Annotated in this window: 15 protein-coding genes; 9 read left to right on the top strand and 6 right to left on the bottom strand. The window is 71.2% G+C overall.

Going from position 1 to position 18525, the window contains the following annotated elements:
- Nucleotides 1–193: 193 nt before the first annotated feature.
- Complete coding sequence (locus tag ABD844_RS35365; RefSeq protein ID WP_344887706.1) at nucleotides 194–1525, bottom strand: MFS transporter; 1332 nt, start codon at nucleotides 1523–1525, stop codon at nucleotides 194–196.
- Nucleotides 1526–1709: 184 nt separating this feature from the next.
- Here ABD844_RS35365 and ABD844_RS35360 point away from each other — a divergent pair, with 184 nt between their 5' ends.
- Nucleotides 1710–2192, top strand: a complete 483-nt coding sequence (locus ABD844_RS35360) for a copper chaperone PCu(A)C (protein WP_344887703.1) — start codon at nucleotides 1710–1712, stop codon at nucleotides 2190–2192.
- Nucleotides 2193–2211: 19 nt separating this feature from the next.
- Here the strand turns inward: ABD844_RS35360 and ABD844_RS35355 are convergent, their stop codons facing one another.
- The gene (locus ABD844_RS35355) at nucleotides 2212–2934 is read right to left on the bottom strand and encodes an IclR family transcriptional regulator (RefSeq protein ID WP_344887700.1); all 723 of its coding nucleotides are present in this window, start codon (nucleotides 2932–2934) and stop codon (nucleotides 2212–2214) included.
- An 88-nt stretch (nucleotides 2935–3022) separates the two neighbouring features.
- Between ABD844_RS35355 and ABD844_RS35350 the strand changes: the two genes are divergently transcribed.
- From ABD844_RS35350 to ABD844_RS35335, 4 genes are all read left to right on the top strand, one after another.
- A complete protein-coding gene (locus tag ABD844_RS35350) occupies nucleotides 3023–4213 on the top strand; it encodes a pyridoxal-phosphate-dependent aminotransferase family protein (RefSeq protein ID WP_344887697.1) in 1191 nt (396 codons plus the stop codon).
- Entirely contained in the window at nucleotides 4210–7005 is a 2796-nt protein-coding gene (locus tag ABD844_RS35345; protein ID WP_344887694.1) for an FAD-binding and (Fe-S)-binding domain-containing protein, read from the top strand. Before ABD844_RS35350 ends, ABD844_RS35345 begins: the two co-directional genes overlap by 4 nt.
- 25 nt (nucleotides 7006–7030) lie before the next feature.
- Nucleotides 7031–8626, top strand: a complete 1596-nt coding sequence (locus ABD844_RS35340) for an SLC13 family permease (protein ID WP_344887691.1) — start codon at nucleotides 7031–7033, stop codon at nucleotides 8624–8626.
- Between the two features lie 341 nt (nucleotides 8627–8967).
- On the top strand, nucleotides 8968–9606 hold the full coding sequence (locus ABD844_RS35335; protein WP_344887688.1) for an HNH endonuclease family protein: 639 nt from the start codon (nucleotides 8968–8970) through the stop codon (nucleotides 9604–9606).
- Between the two features lie 111 nt (nucleotides 9607–9717).
- On the opposite strand, the gene ABD844_RS35330 is transcribed toward ABD844_RS35335, so the two are convergent.
- Nucleotides 9718–9954: a hypothetical protein gene (locus ABD844_RS35330; RefSeq protein ID WP_344887685.1), complete on the bottom strand. Its 237-nt coding sequence runs from the start codon at nucleotides 9952–9954 to the stop codon at nucleotides 9718–9720.
- A gap of 271 nt (nucleotides 9955–10225) precedes the next feature.
- Between ABD844_RS35330 and ABD844_RS35325 the strand changes: the two genes are divergently transcribed.
- Nucleotides 10226–10963: a TetR/AcrR family transcriptional regulator gene (locus ABD844_RS35325; protein ID WP_344887682.1), complete on the top strand. Its 738-nt coding sequence runs from the start codon at nucleotides 10226–10228 to the stop codon at nucleotides 10961–10963.
- On the opposite strand, the gene ABD844_RS35320 is transcribed toward ABD844_RS35325, so the two are convergent.
- Entirely contained in the window at nucleotides 10902–11465 is a 564-nt protein-coding gene (locus ABD844_RS35320; protein ID WP_344887679.1) for a hypothetical protein, read from the bottom strand. The genes ABD844_RS35325 and ABD844_RS35320 overlap by 62 nt on opposite strands.
- Nucleotides 11466–11828: 363 nt before the next feature.
- On the opposite strand from ABD844_RS35320, the gene ABD844_RS35315 reads away from it, so the two are divergent.
- Both ABD844_RS35315 and ABD844_RS35310 read left to right on the top strand, forming a co-directional pair.
- The gene (locus ABD844_RS35315; protein WP_344887676.1) at nucleotides 11829–12560 is read left to right on the top strand and encodes a Stf0 family sulfotransferase; all 732 of its coding nucleotides are present in this window, start codon (nucleotides 11829–11831) and stop codon (nucleotides 12558–12560) included.
- A gap of 475 nt (nucleotides 12561–13035) precedes the next feature.
- Complete coding sequence (locus ABD844_RS35310; RefSeq protein ID WP_344887673.1) at nucleotides 13036–13548, top strand: GtrA family protein; 513 nt, start codon at nucleotides 13036–13038, stop codon at nucleotides 13546–13548.
- Between the two features lie 232 nt (nucleotides 13549–13780).
- Here the strand turns inward: ABD844_RS35310 and ABD844_RS35305 are convergent, their stop codons facing one another.
- Entirely contained in the window at nucleotides 13781–15643 is a 1863-nt protein-coding gene (locus tag ABD844_RS35305) for an ABC transporter ATP-binding protein (RefSeq protein WP_344887670.1), read from the bottom strand.
- A 213-nt stretch (nucleotides 15644–15856) separates the two neighbouring features.
- On the opposite strand from ABD844_RS35305, the gene ABD844_RS35300 reads away from it, so the two are divergent.
- Complete coding sequence (locus ABD844_RS35300) at nucleotides 15857–16378, top strand: snapalysin family zinc-dependent metalloprotease (protein ID WP_344887667.1); 522 nt, start codon at nucleotides 15857–15859, stop codon at nucleotides 16376–16378.
- 58 nt (nucleotides 16379–16436) lie between these two features.
- Here the strand turns inward: ABD844_RS35300 and ABD844_RS35295 are convergent, their stop codons facing one another.
- Nucleotides 16437–18401: a glycoside hydrolase family 3 protein gene (locus ABD844_RS35295; RefSeq protein WP_344887664.1), complete on the bottom strand. Its 1965-nt coding sequence runs from the start codon at nucleotides 18399–18401 to the stop codon at nucleotides 16437–16439.
- Nucleotides 18402–18525: the final 124 nt, after the last annotated feature.

Below are 18525 nucleotides of genomic sequence, written 5' to 3'. Positions count from 1 at the left end.
GCGGGCGACGCCGAAAGTTTCAAGAGGATCTGTCTAATCTTGCGGCAAGATACGAGCCCGTTCGCGGGCATGTCAAGAGCGCCGCCAACCTGCCACGTTGCGGCGTTCGCCGACGGCGTTCCCAGCCGGGCCCTGGGCCGGTCCGCGGACCGGCCGGGCGCGAGAGTCTCCGAAAGTTTCGGGGTCTGGGTGCCTAACCGGACGAGGGCCGGGCCTCGTCGTACTCGACGGCGTAGTCCTGCTGCGAACGGTCCTTCAGCGCGTACGCGGCCACGACGCTGATCGCCGCGCAGATCGCCATGTAGACGGCGATGGAGAACGAGCTCTGGTACGTCGCGTACAGCCAAACCGCGATCAGCGGCGCGGGCCCGCCGGCCGTCAGCGAGGCGAGCTGGTAGCCCAGCGAGGAGCCGCTGTAGCGCAGCCGCCCGGTGAAGCTCTCCGCGATGAACGTGGCCTGCGGCCCGTACTGGATGTCGTGGATGGGCGCCGACAGCACGATGGCCAGGAACACCAGCGCGGGGACGCGGGTGTCGAGCAGCGGCCAGTAGACGAACGACCAGACCACCATGAGCGCCGCGCCCACCATGTAGAGGCGCCTGCGCCCCACGAGGTCCGAGATGTACCCCCAGAACGGCACCGTGAACAGCGACACCACCCCGGCCGCGATCACGTACGTGTACACGTCGCTCGCCTCGAACCCCAGCGTCTTGGTGGCGTAGGTCAGGATGAAGACGGTGAAGATGTAGAACGGCGCCTGCTGACCCGTCCGCAGCAGCGCGCTCAGCACGATCTCCCGCCAGTTCCTGGCCAGCACCTGGCGGACGGGCACGCGTTCGACCCTGTTCTCCCTGACGACCTTGGCGAAGACCGGCGTCTCCAGGATGCCGAGCCGGATGTAGAGCCCGACGGCCGCCATCACGATGCTGAGCAGGAACGGGATGCGCCACCCCCAGTACGGGTGCAGCGGCTCGAAGATCTGCAGCGCCAGATAGCCGAGCACGAGCCCGACGGGCACGCCGAACTGCGGCCAGCTCCCGAGGAAGCCGCGCTTGCCGCCGCGCGTCTTGCCCCACTCGGTGGCCAGCAGCACGGAGCCGCCCCATTCGCCGCCGACGCTGATGCCCTGGAGCAGCCGCAGGGCGGTGAGCAGGATGCCGCCCCAGATGCCGATCTGCTCGTACGTGGGCACGAGGCCGACCAGGGCGGTGGCGATGCCCATGGTCATCAGGGTGATGATCAGGGTGGCCTTGCGGCCGATGCGGTCGCCGTAGTGGCCGAAGATCGCCGCGCCGATGGGGCGGGCGGCGAAGCCGCCGAAGTAGGTGCCCAGGGCGAGCAGGAGGCCGGTCGTCGGGTCGCTGTTGGGGAAGAACAGCTCCGCGAAGATGGTGCTGGCGGCGAAGCCGTAGAGGAAGAAGTCGTACCACTCGATCGAGGTGCCCACGGCGGAGGCGACCACCGCCCGGACCAGTTGCCGTCTCTTCTGCTGACCTGTCGCGTCGAGTCCTTGCTGCTCAGCCATCTACCGCTCCAGGGGGTAGGTCACGCGTCAACGGCGACGGTACATCATGCATGATCTACGGTCACCAGTTGGAAACCAGCTCGAAACGAGCGCAGCCCCGTGCCCGCGGGGGCTGTGATGCGGGCTGGTTGGAGGCGGTTCCGGAGGGTAGCGGGATGGTCACGCCGAGAGGAGGGCTTGAGCGATGCGTCCCATCGTCTCCGCCGCGATCGCCGTGGTCCTGGTGACCTGCGGCTGCGCGACCGTGGAGTTCAGCAAGGAGAACAGGGCCCCGAAGAACGACGGGGCCAACGCCGACGTGGGCGGCACTCTCTACCTGCGCAACGCCTTCCTGCTCAGCAACACCGACCCGGCCTCGCCCTCGACCCAGATGAGCCTGTTCGCCGTGCTGATCAACGATGGTCCGCGGACGGACCAGGTGGAGCGGATCAGCGTCCCCGGAGGCGGCACCGTGCGGCTCATCGAGCCGCTCACGCTGCCGCCCAACCAGCCGGTCGGCACCGGCAGCAAGCCGATCGGCACGCTGAGCGGGGTGAGCGGGACCTCGGTGCCGATGACGTTCACCTTCCGCAACACCAAGCCGGTGCGGGTGTCGGTGCCGATCAAGCTGCGGATCGGCTGGTTCGCGAGCCTGACGCCGGCGCCGGCGGCACCGCCCCAGCCGTAGACCTCCGGGGCCGGCCCCGTCAGCCGAGCGAGTCGGTCAGCGTCCCGGCCGCGCGGGTGACGAGCTTGCCGTACTCCGCGCGCAGATCCTCGGGCATGCGGCTGGCCGGGGTGGAGACGGACAGCGTGGCGATCGGGCCGTCGGGGCCCAGGACGGCGGAGGCGACGGCGGCGATGTCGGAGCGCCATTCGCCGCGGTTGTCGGCGTACCCGCGGGCCAGCACGGCCGCCAGCTCGGCCCGCAGCGCGCCGGGGTCGGTGATCGTGGTGTCGGTGTAGCCGGGCAGGTCGGCGAGCGGACGATCCGTACGGGCCAGCACGTGGGCGAGGACGGCCTTGCCGTTGGCGGAGGCGTGCAGCGGCAGCCGGATGCCCAGCGGCAGCACGATCCGCAGCGGCTTGTCGGTCTCCAGCCGCTCGATGAGCACGACCGCGTCGCCCTCGGGCACCATCAGGTGGATGGTCTCGCCGGTGCTCCGGCGCAGCTCCTCCATGACCGGGATGGCCGCGTCGCGCAGCCCCAGCTCGGTCCTGCGCGCGACCTGTAACGCCTTGCTCGTCACCTGCCAGCGCGTGACCTCGCCCCCGGCGGGCCTGATCCACCCCGCCTCGCGCAGCGTCATCAGCGACCGCTGCACCGTGCTCTTGGGCAGGCCCAGCCCACGGGCCAGCTCGCCCACGCCGATGGGCTGGCGGGCGGCGACCTCTTCGAGCACCCGGAGGGCGTTGATCACGTTCTGCATGCATTGACTCCTCTGCGGGGTGATTTTAATCTTAATGAACCGCACAGCGGCACACCGTGCCGTGTGATGGCACGGAGGTGGAGAGACAGTGGGCCGGCACTTCCTGCAGATCCCGGGGCCGACCAACGTTCCCGACCGGGTGCTGCGCGCCATCGCGCAGCCGACGATCGACCATCGCGGGCCGGCCTTCGCCCGGCTCGCGGGCGAGCTGCTCGAACGGCTGAAGACGGTGTTCAACACGTCCGGCCACGTGGTGGTATACCCCTCGTCGGGCACCGGAGCCTGGGAGGCGGCGCTGGTCAACACGCTGTCGCCGGGAGACAGGGTGCTGGCGTTCGAGACCGGGCACTTCTCCACGCTGTGGTGCGAGATGGCCGCGCGGCTGGGTCTCGTGGTCGACGTGGTGCCGGGCGACTGGCGGCACGGCGCCGATCCCGCCCTGGTCGCCGAGCACCTCACGCCCGACGTCGCCGCCGTCATGGTGGTGCACAACGAAACCTCGACCGGCGTACGCAGCCGCGTCCAGGAGATCCGCGCCGCCCTCGACCGGGCCGGGCACGGAGCGCTGCTGCTGGTGGACACGATCTCGTCCCTGGGCTCGATGGACTACCGCCACGACGAGTGGGGCGTGGACGTGACCGTGGGCTGCTCGCAGAAGGGGCTGATGCTGCCGCCCGGCATCGGGTTCAACGCGGTCAGCGAGAAGGCGCTGGCGCACCGGGGGCGGCTGCCGCGCTCGTACTGGGACTGGGAGCCGATCGTCGCGGCCAACCGGCAGGGCTTCTTCCCGTACACGCCGCCCACCAACCTGCTGTACGGCCTGCGCGAGGCGCTCGTCATGCTGGAGGAGGAGGGCCTGGACGCGGTCTTCGCCCGGCACGACCGGCACGCCGAGGCGACCCGCAGGGCCGTGCGCGGCTGGGGGCTGGAGGTGCTCTGCGCCGACGAGCGCGAACACTCCAGCTCGCTCACGGCCGTGCTGACGCCGGAGGGGCACGACGCCGACGCGGTCAGGCGGCTGATCCTCGACCGCTACGACATGTCGCTCGGCACCGGGCTCGGGCGGCTGGCCGGGCGGGTGTTCCGGATCGGGCACCTGGGCCACTTCAACGACCTGATGCTGGCCGGCACGCTGAGCGGGGTCGAGATGGGGCTCAGCGCCGCCGGGGTGCCGATCAAGGAGGGCGGCACACGGGCGGCGCTGGCGTACCTGGAGGGTGCGGGCACTGGGGGCACTGGGGGCACTGGGGACACGGCGGGCGTGGAGGGCGGTCGATGAGCCTGGCCCGTACGCTGGGCCCGCTCCTGGCCGGCGACGTCAGGGACGACCCCTACACCAGGCACCTGTACGCCTCCGACGCCAGCATGTACGCCATCGAGCCGCTCGCCGTCGCCTTCCCCCGGCACGCCGACGACGTCCAGGCCCTGGTGGCGGCCTGCGGCGAGCTGGGCGTGCCGGTGCTGCCGCGCGGGGCGGGCACCAGCCTGGCCGGGCAGACGGTGGGCGCGGCGGTGATCGTGGACTTCTCCCGGCACATGAACCGCATCCTCGAGATCGACGGCCGTACCGCGCGGGTGCAGCCCGGCGTCGTACAGGACCAGCTCAACCGGGCGGCCCGCAAGCACGGGCTGATGTTCGGCCCCGACACCTCCACCAGCAACCGCGCCACCATCGGCGGCATGATCGGCAACAACTCGGCCGGCAGCCACTCCGTCCTGTACGGCTCCACGATCGACCACGTCGAGGCGCTGCGGGTGGTGCTGGCCGACGCCACCACCCCCGACCTGGCCACCGACACCCGGCTGCGGACGGCGGTGGACGAGGTGCTGAACGGCCTCGACCTGTCGGGCTTCCCCCGCTTCTGGCGCCACTCGGGCGGCTACCGCCTCGACGCCGCCGGCCGTGACGGCGGCCTCGACCTGACGAAGCTGATCGTCGGGTCGGAGGGCACGCTGGCCGTGGTGACCGAGGCCACGGTGGGCCTGGTCGACCTGCCCAGGGCCAAGGCCATCGCGGTCGGCCATTTCACCTCCACCCCGGCCGCCATCGCCGCCACCGCCGACGCGCTGGCCTTCGGCGCCGCCTCGGTCGAACTGCTCGACAAGGCCATCCTCGACCTGTCCAGGCAGCGGGTCGACTACGCCGGCCTCGGCGGCATCTTGGCGGGCGACCCCGAGGCGCTGCTGTTCGTGGAGTTCTTCGGCGACACCCCGGGCGAGGTGGCCGACCGCGTGGACGAGCTGGCCGCCACCTGGAAGGCCGCCGGCCACGGCTACCACACGCTCAGGGCGGTCACCGCCGAGCAGCAGGCCGCCGTGCTCAAGGTCCGCAAGGCCGGGCTCGGCCTGCTGATGGCCTCCAGCGTGGGCAGCCGCAGGCCGCTGGCGTTCGTCGAGGACACGGCCGTCCCGCCGGACCGGCTGCTGCCGTACGTCGAGGAGTTCGCCGGGATCCTCGACCGGCACGGCCTGCGGGCCGGGTTCTACGGGCACTGCTCGGTCGGCTGCTTGCACATCCGCCCGTTCGTGGACCTGCGCGCGCCCGACGAGATCGGCACGATGCGCGCGGTGGCCGAGGAGATCGCCGACCTGACCGCCCGGCACGGCGGCGTCAACTCCAGCGAGCACGGCGACGGGCTGGCCCGCTCCGAGTTCAACCGGCGCCTGTTCGGCGAGCGGATCTACGAGGCGATGCGGCAGGTCAAGCACGTCTTCGACCCGCACAACCGGCTGAACCCCGGCAAGATCGTGGACGCGCCGCCGATGACCGACCACCTGCGCGACCCGGCCATGCCGCAGCCGCGCCCGCTGGCCACCACTCTGTCGTTCGGGGCTGACGGCATGTTCGCCGCCGCCGACCGGTGCATGAACGTCGGCGTGTGCCGCAAGGACGACACGGGCGTCATGTGCCCGTCGTACATGGCCACCCGCGAGGAGGAGCACTCCACCCGGGGCCGCGCCAACGCCCTGGTCAAGGCGCTGTCCTCGCCCGACCCGCGGCGGGCGATGGGCGACGAGCGGCTGCACGGGATCCTCGACCTGTGCCTGGAGTGCAAGGCGTGCCAGTCGGAGTGCCCGCTCGGGGTGGACATGGCGGCGCTCAAGAGCGAGTTCCTCCACCAGTACCAGGAGCTGCACGGCGTGCCGCTGCGGTCGCGGGCGTTCGGCGCGATCAGGACGCTCAACCGGCTCGGCTCGGCCACCGCGCCGCTGTCGAACTGGCTGGCCGGCGCCGTCCGCGGCCCTCTCGGGCTGAGCCGCCGCCGTCCGCTGCCCCGCTTCCTGCGCGACAACCTCCTGCGCTGGTACGCCCGCCGCCCCGCCTCCGGTCAGGACGGCGCCGCGTCCGGGCGGAAGGAGGTCATCCTGCTCGCGGACTCCTTCACCACCTACAGCGAGCCCGCCATCGGCCGCGCCGCCGTCGAACTGCTGGAACGCGCAGGCTACCGGGTACGGCTGGAGGCCGAGGGCTGCTGCGGCCGCTCCAGCGTCTCCAAGGGCCTGCTCGACCGCGCCAGGACCATGGCCGGGCAGATGGTCGACCGCCTGGCCGCCTCCGACGCGCCGATCGTCGGCCTGGAGCCGTCCTGCCTGCTGACCCTGAAGGACGAGTACGCCGCCCTGCTCCCGGGCGATCCGCGGGTGGCGGCGGTGGCGGCGCGCGCCCGGCTCGTCCCGGAACTGCTCACGGAGGCCATCGACGAAGGCGCGCTGAAGCTGGGGGACGCGCTGCGCGGGCGCGAGATCCTCCTGCACGGCCACTGCCACGAGAAGGCCGTCACCGGCACCGCCGCCACCCGCGCGCTGCTGTCCAGGATCCCGGGAGCGGAGGTGACAGAGCTGGACGCCGGCTGCTGCGGGATGGCCGGATCGTTCGGCTTCGAGGCCGAGCACTATGACCTGTCCATGAAGATCGGCGGTCTCCGGCTCTTCCCGGCGATCGCCGCGTCCGCACCCGACACGCTGCTCGCGGCCACGGGGGTCTCATGCCGCCAGCAGATCGCCCACGGCGCGGGCCGCGTGGCCCGCCACCCGGTCGAGCTCGTCCATGAGGCGGCCGGACTGCACTGACGCTCGGGGGAGATCGGAGTAAGCAGTGTCCGCAGAGCTCCTGTCCATTCTCGCCCTCATCGCCATGTTCGTGGTGGCCACCGTCTTCCCCGTGAACCTGGGGGCGCTGGCCCTCGTCGGCGCCTTCCTGGTCGGGACGCTGGCCACGGGCATGAGCACCGACGACATCTTCGGGGCCTTCCCCGGCAGCCTGTTCGTGATCCTCGTCGGCGTGACGCTCCTGTTCGCGATCGCCACCAACAACGGCACGGTGGACTGGCTCGTACGGGCGGCGGTCCACCTCGTACGGGGGCGGCTGGCGGCCATCCCGCCGGTCGTGTTCGTGATCTCGGCACTCCTGACGGCCGTGGGCGCGCCTGCCCCGGCGGTGGCGGCGATCCTGGCGCCGATCGCGTTCGGGTTCGCCGCCGACTACCGGATCCACCCGATGCTGATCGGGCTCATGGTGGCGCACGGGACGCAGGCGGGCGCGTTCTCGCCGATCAGCGTGCTCGGCGGGATCGTGAACGGCGTCGCCAGGGACGCGAACCTGCCGACCAGCGACCTGGTGCTGTTCCTGTCCAGCTTCGCGTTCAACGCCGCCGCGGCCCTGATCGTCTTCTTCGTCTTCAACGGCCGCGACCTGCTGCGGCGCGGCGCCCTCGACGCGGGCACCGCGAACGCGCCCGGCCATGACCCATCGCCGGGCGCACGCGGCACCGACACGACCCCCGACGCCCCCGCCACCGGATCCCCCACTCCCAGCACGCCCGCACCCGCCTCCACCTCCACATCCATCTCCGCCCCCGCCTCCAGATCCGCCTCCGCCTCCGCTGAGCCGCGCTCCGCTGAGCCGCCATCCGTCACGTCCGCCCCCGCTGGTTCGCCATCCGCCGCAACCGCCACCACTGGACCACCATCCGCCGCAACCGCCACCGCTGGTTCGCCATCCGCCACGTCCGCGTCCGGTGGCTCCGGCGGGGTGGGGACCGAGGTCGCCCCCGCCATCACCACCGCCACCACGACGGGCGGCAGCCTGCGCCTCACCGCTCACCAGGCGCTGACGCTGTTCGGCATTCTCGCGCTCTGCGTGGCGGTGCTGGCGTTCAAGCTGGACGTCGGCCTCACCGCCGTCACCGTGGCCGTCGTGCTCTCCCTCACCTCCCCCAGGTCCAACAAGGGCGCGGTGGAGAAGGTGGCCTGGCCGACGGTGCTGCTCATCTGCGGCGTCGTCACGTACGCGGGTGTCCTGCAGGAGATCGGCACCGTCGACTACGTGGGCTCCGCGGTGGCCGCGCTCGGCGTCCCGCTGCTGGTGGCACTGCTGATCTGCTACGTCGGCGGCGTCGTGTCGGCCTTCGCCTCGACCGTGGGCATCCTCGGCACGCTGGTGCCGATGGCCGTACCGCTGCTGTCACAGGGCACGCTGGGGCCGATCGCGATGATCGCGGCGCTGTCGGTGACGTCGGCGATCGTGGACGTCAGCCCGTTCTCCACGACGGGGGCGCTGCTGGTGGCCAACGTCCGGGGCATGCAGCGGGACGACTTCTACCGCAGGCTCCTGGCGTACGGCGGCGTGATCGTCGTGGTGGCTCCCGTGGCGGCGTGGGCCGTGCTGATGGTCCCCGGCTGGCTCGGCTGACCCCGGCGACTCCGGGCCGCATCCACCGGCCCGGAGCCGCTCTCGGCCATTCGCGACCATCCGCGACCGCCCTCGGCCGTTCTCAGCCGCCCAGGCCGATCCGGCGCCACTCCGGCGGACGCTCCTGACGTGCCGGTGAACACCTCCCCAACGCTGACGAACCCCGTGGCAGCCCCCTGACGACCAATGTCAGGACTCCATCAACCCCCTCCTGACAGCTCGGCAAAACTGGCCATATATGGACCAACCGGACGCTGTCACCGTCGAGGTGCCCGCCCTCCTCGCCCCCTGACCGGCAACCGCGCCGGTCCGAGGACGGCGGCAGAAGGGCTCGACCCCTCATGCACCGCGACCGGACGTTACCCGACGCCCTCACCCTCGCCTGCGCCGCCGCGCTCACCCTGACGGTCACCGCGCAGCCCGCGACCGCCATCCCCCCGAACATCCCCTCCGCTTCCACCGCCGCGAGCCGCCTGGCCTCGCTCGTCGTCTCGGCCGAGTCGCACGGCAGCACGTACGACCGGGCGCTGTTCCCGCACTGGACCACCGTCAGCGGTTCCTGCAACACCCGCGAGGAGGTCCTCAAGCGGGACGGCACCAACGTGGTGACGGACTCCTCCTGCGCGGCCACCTCCGGCTCCTGGTACAGCCCGTACGACGGGGCGACCTGGACCGCCGCCAGCGACGTCGACATCGACCACATGGTCCCGCTGGCCGAGGCGTGGGCGTCGGGCGCCTGGTCGTGGACCACCGCCCGCCGCCAGCAGTTCGCCAACGACCTGGGCGGGCCGCAGTTGTGGGCCGTCACGGACAACGTCAACCAGTCGAAGTCGGACCAGGACCCGGCCGAGTGGCAGCCGCCGCGCTCGGCCGAGCGCTGCCGCTACGCCCGCTCCTGGATCCAGGTCAAGTGGTACTGGAACCTGACGGTGGACAGCTCGGAGAAGTCGGCACTCAACAGCCTGCTCTCCGCCTGCTGACCCAGGCGAGACAACCAACCACCCGCTCCCCTACCCGGCCCGGCCGCCCCGCCCCGGCCGGGCCGCCCCGGCGAGCGGCGAGCGGCGAGCGGCGACGCAAACGAACCGTCGTCAGCGTGCCGACCGATCGATCAACTGACATAGCCGGGTCCGGAAGGCCGCCCAGTCGCCGTCCAGTGCCTCTCGTGCGTAGGTCAGCGCGCTGAGGTGCGAGGCCGCCGCGTCGCTGACCGACCGCAGGCCGTGGCGGACGGCGTTCGCCGCGACCCAGCGCCGCCACTGCTGATCATCCTGCTCCCGCACGGCGAAGGGCCGCCCCTCCCACCGGCCCCCGAGACTCTCATGCACCTCTCGCTTGGCGGCCAGGTGATCAGGTGTCAGGGCCCGGCCTTGGCGTACGGAATGCAGGGCGTCGGTGAGTTCGGTGGTCGAGAGGCCGGTTCTCGTCGCCTCGCCGGAAGGCTGGGGGGACGCCCGGGTGCGCGACTGCCCGTGACGGTCCGCGAATCCGAGCCCAAGGGCCGGCCCGAGGGCCGGGTCCTGAGGGCCGCCCCGCATCCCCTCCCGACCCGGCCGCCGAGGTTTCTGCGGGGTCGGCGCGTGCCGCTAGGTTGTCCTCATGCCGCGCGAGACGTTGACCCGTGACCAGATCGTCCGGGCCGCTGTGGCGGTGCTCGACGCCGAGGGGGTCGACGGCCTGAACATGCGGCGATTGGGCACCCAGCTCGGCGCGGCGGCCACGGCGGTCTACTGGCACGTCAAGAGCAAGGACGAGCTGATCGTGCTGGCCGCCGACCACGTATGGGACGAGATCGAGCTGCCCGACCCCGCCGGGATCGGGTGGCGGGCGGCCGCCGCCGCGCTGGCCTCGGGCGCCCACGGCATGATCGGCCGCCACTTCTGGCTCCTGCCCGCGATGAGCACCCACCTCGTGTACGGCCCGGGCAAGGCCCGCTACGACGATCACTGCCTGGCCGTCTACGAGTCGGCCGGGTTCAGCGCCGCCGACGCCGACCAGGCGGCGGCCACGGTGCTCATGTACGTGATCGGCGCCGCCCACGGCGAGGCTGGGGAACTGGCCCTGCGGGCCCGCCTGCGCCGGGCGGGCGCCGACGAGGAGGAGCGCCTGCGCGACACCGTGGCGTGGATCGGCGAGATCGCGGGACGTTTCCCCCGGCTGCGCGCCCGCATGACACCCTCGGTGTACGAGGTCGCGTCGCTGCCCGACGAGGACACCTTCGCGTTCGGCCTCGACGTCATCCTCGACGGCCTGGAGGCCCGGCTGACAACCCGCACTACCCGAAGCCGGGCCCCCCGAAGTACGCGCTCGCGCCCGGAGTCGCCAGCAGGACGATGACCGCGAGGGAGCCCAGCGTCGTCAGCACGAACCGGATCACGATCACGGGCCGAAGCCAGCCGGGGAACGCACGTTCCGCCGCCTCGGCCACCGCCCGGCCGTCGAGCGCGCGTACGGCCGGATCGGACGACTTCCTGAACGCCGCCACCACCACCCGGACCGCGAACACCTGACTCCCGGTCACCAGCCCGCCCGCGGTCATCAGGATCCCCGCGACGATCCACGACAGGATCCGCCCGGCCCCGGCACCGGCCAGCCCGAGCACGCCCAGCACCGCGAGCACCACCGCGATGGAGACGGGGAACATCAGCTCCGCCACGCTCTCGGCGAACTTGATCCGATGCCGGGCGAGGACGTCGACCGCCAGTCCTTTCCCCGTCACGACCGCTTCGGCGGCCCGCTGCGCGCGTGCGCCGTGGGTGTGGACGGCGAGCGCGAGGGCGAGGAAGGTCGCCGCGAGCATGAACTGCAGCATCGAGGCGACGACGACGGAGACAGGCACGGGGGAGCCCTCCACAGAGTAGAGCACGCGAGATCGCGGCCTTGTACTTAGTTCAAGACCAGCCTAGGCAGCTCTTGAACTAAGTACAAGCCATTGTCCGGACTCGGGTTCGGCGAGGTGCAAGGAGTGGAGACGGCGAAGCTGATCGGCACGCGGGTCGAACCCGTGCCCGCAGGCGTGACGCGGGAGTGGCCGCCGTCCTGGCAGGTGGAACAGGGCGCCGAGGGTGGGCGGACGCTGTGCCTGGCGTGCGCGTCGTCCGGCGGCCCGACAACTGCCGGACGGTCGACATGAGGCTACTCACCGGGGCGAGGACGGTAATGATCATTGAATCCGTGCGCGCCATTGCCGTAGCCTCCGACCATGGCAGTGCGATCCGGCTACATCCTCTGCGGGACCCCACGGACCGGAAGCACCTTGTTGTGCAGCCTGCTGGGCTCAACGGGAGTACTCGGCCGACCCGAGTCCTATTTTCGCGAACCGGACGAAGCGACCTGGGCTCAGCGCCTCGGTGTGCCGATCGAGGGCGCAAGGGCACGCGACTACCGAGGCTTCGTCAGGGCCGTTTCCGACGCAGCCAGGACCGAGAACGGCGTCTTCGGTATCCGAATCATGTGGGGTTCGCTGGAGCGGGTCACGGACGGACTCCGGGAGTCCCGCGACGAGACGGACCTCGCGACTCTGGAACGCGGACTCGGGCCCCTGACGTTGATCCACCTACGGCGCGAGGATCTGGTCGCCCAGGCAGTCTCTTGGTCTCGGGCAGAACAGACGGGCTATTGGCAACAGGGCGACGAAGCGTTGCGGCAGCCGCACGAGAACATCGATCAGATGCGCCAGTTGCTGGAGACCGTCGGTCAACACAACCAGGCATGGGAGTCCTGGTTCCGCTCTCAGGGAGTCTCACCGCACGAGGTCACATACGAGCAGTTGGTGGGCGATCCGGGCGCGGTCGTCGAAGGGATCGCCGCTCGACTGCGAATTGCCGTACCCCCAGGGTGGCAACCCAGGTCGCCCCACCGGAAGCAGGCCGACGAGGTGAACGAGAACTGGGCCCTCGCTCTGCGGAGGTCTCTCGCGGCACGTCCCCTGTGAGCCGTGGCGTCGAACGGCCCGCGCCCGCCCCGGCGCACTTCGCCCCCGTCGGTGGCCCTCAGCGTGGCCTCGTGATCGCGCCCGGCCGACAGCCATGTCCACACCGAGTGGTCCCGGGACGCCCCGAACGGATCGATGCGAGCGTCCTGCGAACGCACCCTGGAGCCCGGAGTTCCGGCGGTCGCCTGCACCGAGTACGCCGACCACACGGCATGGCGGGTCGCGGGTGAGTTCGGGATCGATGGAGGTCAGCACGCGTGATCCGGAGCGTACGAACCTACGGCACGCCCCCCACGGATCGCTAAAGTCCCGTAAGTCCGATATCTCGGAGCGTTACCAAATCTCATGATCACGCGGATTTGTCGTCAGGTGCGGTTCCAGCCGGACAAGCCGTGTCCGTGAATCCTGTTACCAGGGTGTTCGGCTGGTGAGAAGATCGGGGGTGCTCCGAATAGCAAACGCGGTACTCGCAAGATTGCCGGAACCGCTGCACGCACTTGCGCTGAAGCACCATGAACTGCTGAAGTTCGCGGTGGTGGGTGGAACGGCGTTCTTAGTGGACAACGCGGTGTTCTATGGGCTGAAGCTCACCATTTTGGAGCCGAAGCCGGTGACCGCGAAGGTCATCGCGGTGCTCGTGGCGACGATCGTGTCCTACGTGCTGAATCGCGAATGGTCGTTCCGGACCAGGGGCGGCCGCGAGCGCCGTCACGAGGCGGCGCTGTTCTTCCTGGTCAGTGGCGTCGGCCTGGTGCTCAGCTCCGCACCACTATGGATCTCCCGGTACGTGTTTCGCCTGGAGACCCCGGACGTGAGCCTGGTGACCCAGGAGATCGCCGACTTCATGAGCGCGCAGATCATCGGCACGCTGATCGCCATGGTCTTCCGCTTCTGGGCGCTCCGGAAGTGGGTCTTCCCCGACGAGAAGGCCCACCCCGGCCGCGTGCGGCTGGCTCCCACTCCCGACCCGACGGACGAGGCTGCTTGACTTGATGGCAGCGAATCCGGAAGCCGTTTCGGCGGTTGGACTGCTTCCTGCCGCTGCTGCGCCCCACGGGCCCGGCCCCGCGGATGACCGCCGAACAGATGGCGAGCGAAAGTCCCGTAAGTCCGGCATCACAGAGCGTTGTCAAAGCTCGTGATCACGTGGATTCTGCCCCGACAGTGCTCATGATCAGCCGGACTTGCTCACGGAAACGCAGGCCCTCCCGCTCGAAGGGCTATCGATAGGCGGTTGCCTGGAGGGTGTAGAGGTCGGCGTAGAGGCCGTCGAGGGACATCAGGGTGTCGTGGTCGCCCTGCTCGATGACCGTGCCGTGGTCGAGGACGTAGATGCGGTCGGCGTAGCGGACGCTGGCCAGGCGGTGGGTGATGAGCAGGACCGTGCGGCCGTCGGCGTGGGCGCGGATGCGTTCGAAGAGGCCGTGCTCGGCGCGAGCGTCGAGGGCGGCGGTGGGCTCGTCGCAGATGAGCAGCACGGCGTCGCGGTGGAAGCCGCGGGCCACGGCGATGCGCTGCCACTGACCGCCCGACAGCTCGTGCCCGTCTTTGAAGCGCCGGTCGAGCAGCGTGCGGTAGCCGTGCGGGAGCTCGGCGATGACCTCGTCGGCACCGGCCACCGCGGCGGCGGTGTGCAGGGCCGGCTCGCCCTTGCCGGTGCCCATGGTGATGTTGTAGCGGGCGGTGAGGGGCCAGCGGGTGTGGTCCTGTGCGATGACGGCGGTGCGCAGCCGCAGGTCGTCGGGGCTGACCTGGCGCAGGTCGGTGTCGTCCCAGCGGACGGTGCCGGTGTCGGGCTCGTAGAGGCCGGAGAGGATCTTGGCGAGGGTGGACTTGCCTGAGCCGTTCTCGCCGACGAGCGCGATCACCTCGCCCTGTTTGACCTCGACGGACACTCCGCGCAGGGCGGGCTCGTCGGCGCCGGGGTAGGTGAAGGTGACCTGGTCGGCCGTGATGCACTCGAACCCGTCGGGCGCGGCGACCGGGCGCGGGCCGGCCAGGCGCCGCTCGGCCTGGGCGCAGAAGTCGAGGAAGTCGGTGAAGTAGAGGCCCTGTTCGTAGAGGCGGTTGGTGGCGTACATGAGGCTGGAGAGTGAGGTCTGGCCCGAGCGGATGGCCAGGACCGCCGTGCCCGCCACCGCGAGCGGGATGGCCGCGGCGGCGAGCAGGACGCCGAGGGCGACGTAAACGAGCGCGGTGCCCACGCCGCCGAGCGCCTCGCCCACGAGCCTGGCCACCATCTGCCGCCGGGCCAGGCCGAGCATCTCCTCCTGCTCGGCCCTGGCCACCGCGTCGTACATGCGCAGCAGGAAGCCGCGCATCGTGAACGAGCGCACCTCGGCCGCCGACTCGCGCTCGGCGAGCAGGTCGGCGATGATCCATTTACGGCGGCGGGCCGGGACGAGGGAGTAGATCGTGGAGTAGCGCATGCGCGCGCTGCGCACGGCCGCCCAGGCGTCGGGCAGCACGGCCAGCAGGAGCAACGGGAGCAGCACCGGGTGCAGCACCCCCAGGACACCCGCCGCGGCCGCGATGCCAACGACCGACGTGACCACGTCGACCGCCGTGGACACCACCGAGTCGGCCACCGTGACCCCGCGGCCGTTGGCGCGCTCCAACGCGTCGTGGAACTCGGGGTCGTCGTAGGCGACCAGCTCCACCTGGCTGGTCAGGCCGTAGAGGCGCTCCTCGGTGAGCCGGGTGATCTGCGGGGTGAGGCGGGACTGCGCCCAGCCCGCGGCGGCCTGCGTGGTCGTGCGCAGCACGGCCGCCGCGCCGACCATGACAAGGCTGGGCAGCGCCGCGACGACGCGGTTGGGGGTGGGGCCCTCGCTGAACAGCGCCGTCAGCACGCCGGTGGTGGCCAGCAGGCCGAAGGCGGTGAACACGCCGCCGAGCAGGTTGAGCGCGACCGTGGCCGCCGTGTCGCGCGGGCTCGCCTGCCAGGCCATGCGCAGCGCCTGGCCGACGAGCGCCGGGAGCCTTCTGGCGATGGTCAGGAAGCCGACCTCCGCCAACTTGTCGGTGTGAGCGTTCCAGCTGGAAATGGAGATCTCGCCGAGTTCGAGTGGCTCGTTCTGCATGCATTGAGTGTGCACGCGGACACCGACAGTTTCGACCCGGTTTTCGCGGCGCAGGTCCCCGGGCCGGGCGACTTCCGGTACGCCGCCCGCACGGGCGGCGCAGGCGATCGGCCTCGCCCGGCCATATCACCGTGATAGGGGCAAATTGCTACGTCTCCAGAGGGCGGGAGTGCGCATACGTTCACAACACCCCCAACTCTCGGAGGAGGCTTCGTGTCAAGACCCCTTCGCTTCATCCTCTCCGTCGCCCTCAGCCTCGCGTTCCTGCTGGTCACCGCACCGGCCCAGGCCACCGCACTGGTCACGGTGCTCAGGTACGACGCGAGCCGGGCCGCCGAGTTCGTCGCGAACGTGAACCAGGCGGCCCAGATCTGGAACTCCAGCGTCACCAACGTCCGGCTGGTCCAGGGCACCCCGGCCCACTTCGTCGTGCTGGCCGACAACGGCTGGCCCCGCGCACTGCCGACCAGCCTGGGACGCGGCACGATCTGGATGGGACGCCAGGCCGTCAACCAGGGCTACGACCGCGTACGGATCGCCACCCACGAGATCGGCCACATCCTGGGCCTGCCCGACCGCCGCACGGGGCTCTGCTCGGACCTGATGTCGGGCTCCAGCGCACCGGTGAGCTGCACGAACGCGAACCCGAGCGCCGCCGAACGGGCCGAGGTGGACGGCAACTTCGCGGGCGCCACACCGCTGGTCGAGTTCGGCACGCTGCACGTGGACAGGTGAGACGCCCGGGGGCGGCCCGCCGCGTGAGCGCCGGGCCGCCCCCTCGGCGGGCGAGGTGTCAGGCCGGTCCCGGTGCGCTGTCGCGCGCCGGTGCCGGAGCGGTGTCGCCGCGCGGCGGTCCGTACGTCAGCCCGAACCCCTGCGCGAACAGCGGCGTCTTCCCGTCACCCGCGTTGATCGGCTGCTGGGACGCGCTGCTCATCCACGTCATGGGCAGCCTGCCGGTCGGCCGTACGGCCCCGAACAGCACGTCGGCCACACCCCGCCCCTCGGAGCCCGGCAGCCACGCGGCGACCAGGGCGTTCCACCCGGGCAGTTCTGCGGCGATGTCGAGAGGCCGGCCTGAGACGAGGACCACGACGACCGGCACGCCCGAGGCGCGCAGGGTGGCGAGGGTCTTCAGGTCGGCGGCGTCCAGCCCGAGGCCGGCCGGCCGGTCGCCCCGGACCTCGGCGTACGGGGTCTCCCCCACCACGGCGACGGCCACCCGGTAGGAGGGGTCGATGCCGGTGCCGTCGCGGCTGTAGGTGACGGTCGCGCCCGAGCCCACGGTTTCCTTGATGCCCTCCAGGATGGTCGTGCCGGGCGTGATGTCGCCGGAGGAGCCCTGCCAGGAGATCGTCCAGCCGCCGCTCTGGTTGCCGATGTCGTCCGCGCTCTTGCCGGCCACGAAGATCTTGCCGCCGGACGTGGCCAGGGGCAGCAGGCCGCCGTCGTTCTTCAGCACGACCTGCGACTTGGCCACGGCCTCGCGGGCCAGCGCCCGGTGCTCGGGGCTGCCCACCCTCGCGGTGTACCACCGGTCGGCGAGCGGCCGCTCGAACAGCCCCAGCTCGAACTTCTTGGTCAGCACCCGCCGCACCGCGTCGTCCACCCGGGCCATGGAGACCCGGCCCTCCTGCACCTCGGCGCGCAGCAGGTCGATGAAGCGGCGCCATTCGGTGGGCGCCATCACCATGTCGATGCCGGCGTTCACGGCGGTGCGCACGTCGAGCGCGGAGGCGCCCTTGACGCCGTCGATCTGGTCGATGCCGTTCCAGTCGGAGACCACGAAGCCGTCGAAGCGCAGCTCGCCCTTGAGCACCGTGGTGATCAGGTATCGGTGTCCGTGCAGCTTGGCGCCGTTCCAACTGCTGAAGGAGACCATCACCGAGCCCACCCCGCGCTGGACGGCGGCCTGGAACGGCGGCAGGTGCAACGTCCGCAGATCGGCCTCGTCGAGCCGGGTGTCACCCTGGTCGACGCCGCCGCCCGTGCCGCCGTCGCCCACGTAGTGCTTGGCGGTCGCCAGCACGGAGGCGGGACCGCTGAGCGCCGTCCCCTGCATGCCGGTGATGATCGAGGTCATCGCGGCGGGCAGGTCCGGCGTCTCGCCGAACGACTCGTACGTACGGCCCCACCTGTCGTCGCGCGCCACGCACAGGCAGGGGGCGAAGTTCCAGTCGATGCCGGTCCCTGACATCTCCTCGGCCACGGCCCGCCCGATGCGTTCGACCATGGCCGGGTCGTAGGTGGCGCCGAGGCCGATGTTGTGCGGGAAGATCGTGGCTCCGGCGACGTTGTTGTGGCCGTGCACGGCGTCCACGCCGTAGATGAGCGGGATCTTGAGGGGCGTGGCCAGGGCCGCGTTCTGATACTTGTCGTACATGTCGGCCCAGCTCGTCGCCGTGTTGGGCGACGGGGCCGAGCCGCCACCCGACAACACCGAGCCGAGCCGGTACGCGGTGACGTCGGAGAAGCCGACCGAGCCGCGCTCGCCCTGGGTCATCTGGCCGAGTTTCTCGTCCAGCGACATCCGGGACATCAGATCGGCCACCCGCTCCGCGACGGGCAGGCCGGAATCCTGGTAAGGAAGGGCGGCCAGGACGGACGCCGGGGCCGTCGAAGGCACGGCCAGGCACGCACCGGCGAGCGACAGCGTGGCGGCCCCGCGCGCCCAGGTCCTCCCCTGCCACGCCCTCCCCGCCCGTGTCCCGCCCGCCCGGTCTCTGCCCGTCAAGGTCCCGCTCGGGTTGCTGCTCATCGCACGCTGCTCCGGCTCGGCTCGAAAGGATAGGAACGCTCCAAAAGGCACCCCAGATGACGTTTCCCGAGTCTTCCGCCCCCACTGGGACCAGCACGTCGACGCCACCCCGTACCAGCGAAAA

Origin of the sequence: Nonomuraea antimicrobica, from assembly GCF_039536965.1 — a bacterium.
In the GTDB taxonomy this organism is placed as follows: Bacteria; Actinomycetota; Actinomycetes; order Streptosporangiales; family Streptosporangiaceae; genus Nonomuraea; species Nonomuraea antimicrobica.
This window is presented reverse-complemented; position numbering and strand designations above follow the sequence as displayed.

Coding starts and splice junctions, on each gene's coding strand:
- ABD844_RS35335 (WP_344887688.1), top strand. CDS start 8,968: ATGCACCGCGACCGGACGTTACCCGACGCCCTCACCCTCGCCTGCGCC.
- ABD844_RS35360 (WP_344887703.1), top strand. CDS start 1,710: ATGCGTCCCATCGTCTCCGCCGCGATCGCCGTGGTCCTGGTGACCTGC.
- ABD844_RS35355 (WP_344887700.1), bottom strand. CDS start 2,934: ATGCAGAACGTGATCAACGCCCTCCGGGTGCTCGAAGAGGTCGCCGCC.
- ABD844_RS35305 (WP_344887670.1), bottom strand. CDS start 15,643: ATGCAGAACGAGCCACTCGAACTCGGCGAGATCTCCATTTCCAGCTGG.
- ABD844_RS35345 (WP_344887694.1), top strand. CDS start 4,210: ATGAGCCTGGCCCGTACGCTGGGCCCGCTCCTGGCCGGCGACGTCAGG.
- ABD844_RS35365 (WP_344887706.1), bottom strand. CDS start 1,525: ATGGCTGAGCAGCAAGGACTCGACGCGACAGGTCAGCAGAAGAGACGG.
- ABD844_RS35295 (WP_344887664.1), bottom strand. CDS start 18,401: ATGAGCAGCAACCCGAGCGGGACCTTGACGGGCAGAGACCGGGCGGGC.
- ABD844_RS35325 (WP_344887682.1), top strand. CDS start 10,226: ATGCCGCGCGAGACGTTGACCCGTGACCAGATCGTCCGGGCCGCTGTG.
- ABD844_RS35315 (WP_344887676.1), top strand. CDS start 11,829: ATGGCAGTGCGATCCGGCTACATCCTCTGCGGGACCCCACGGACCGGA.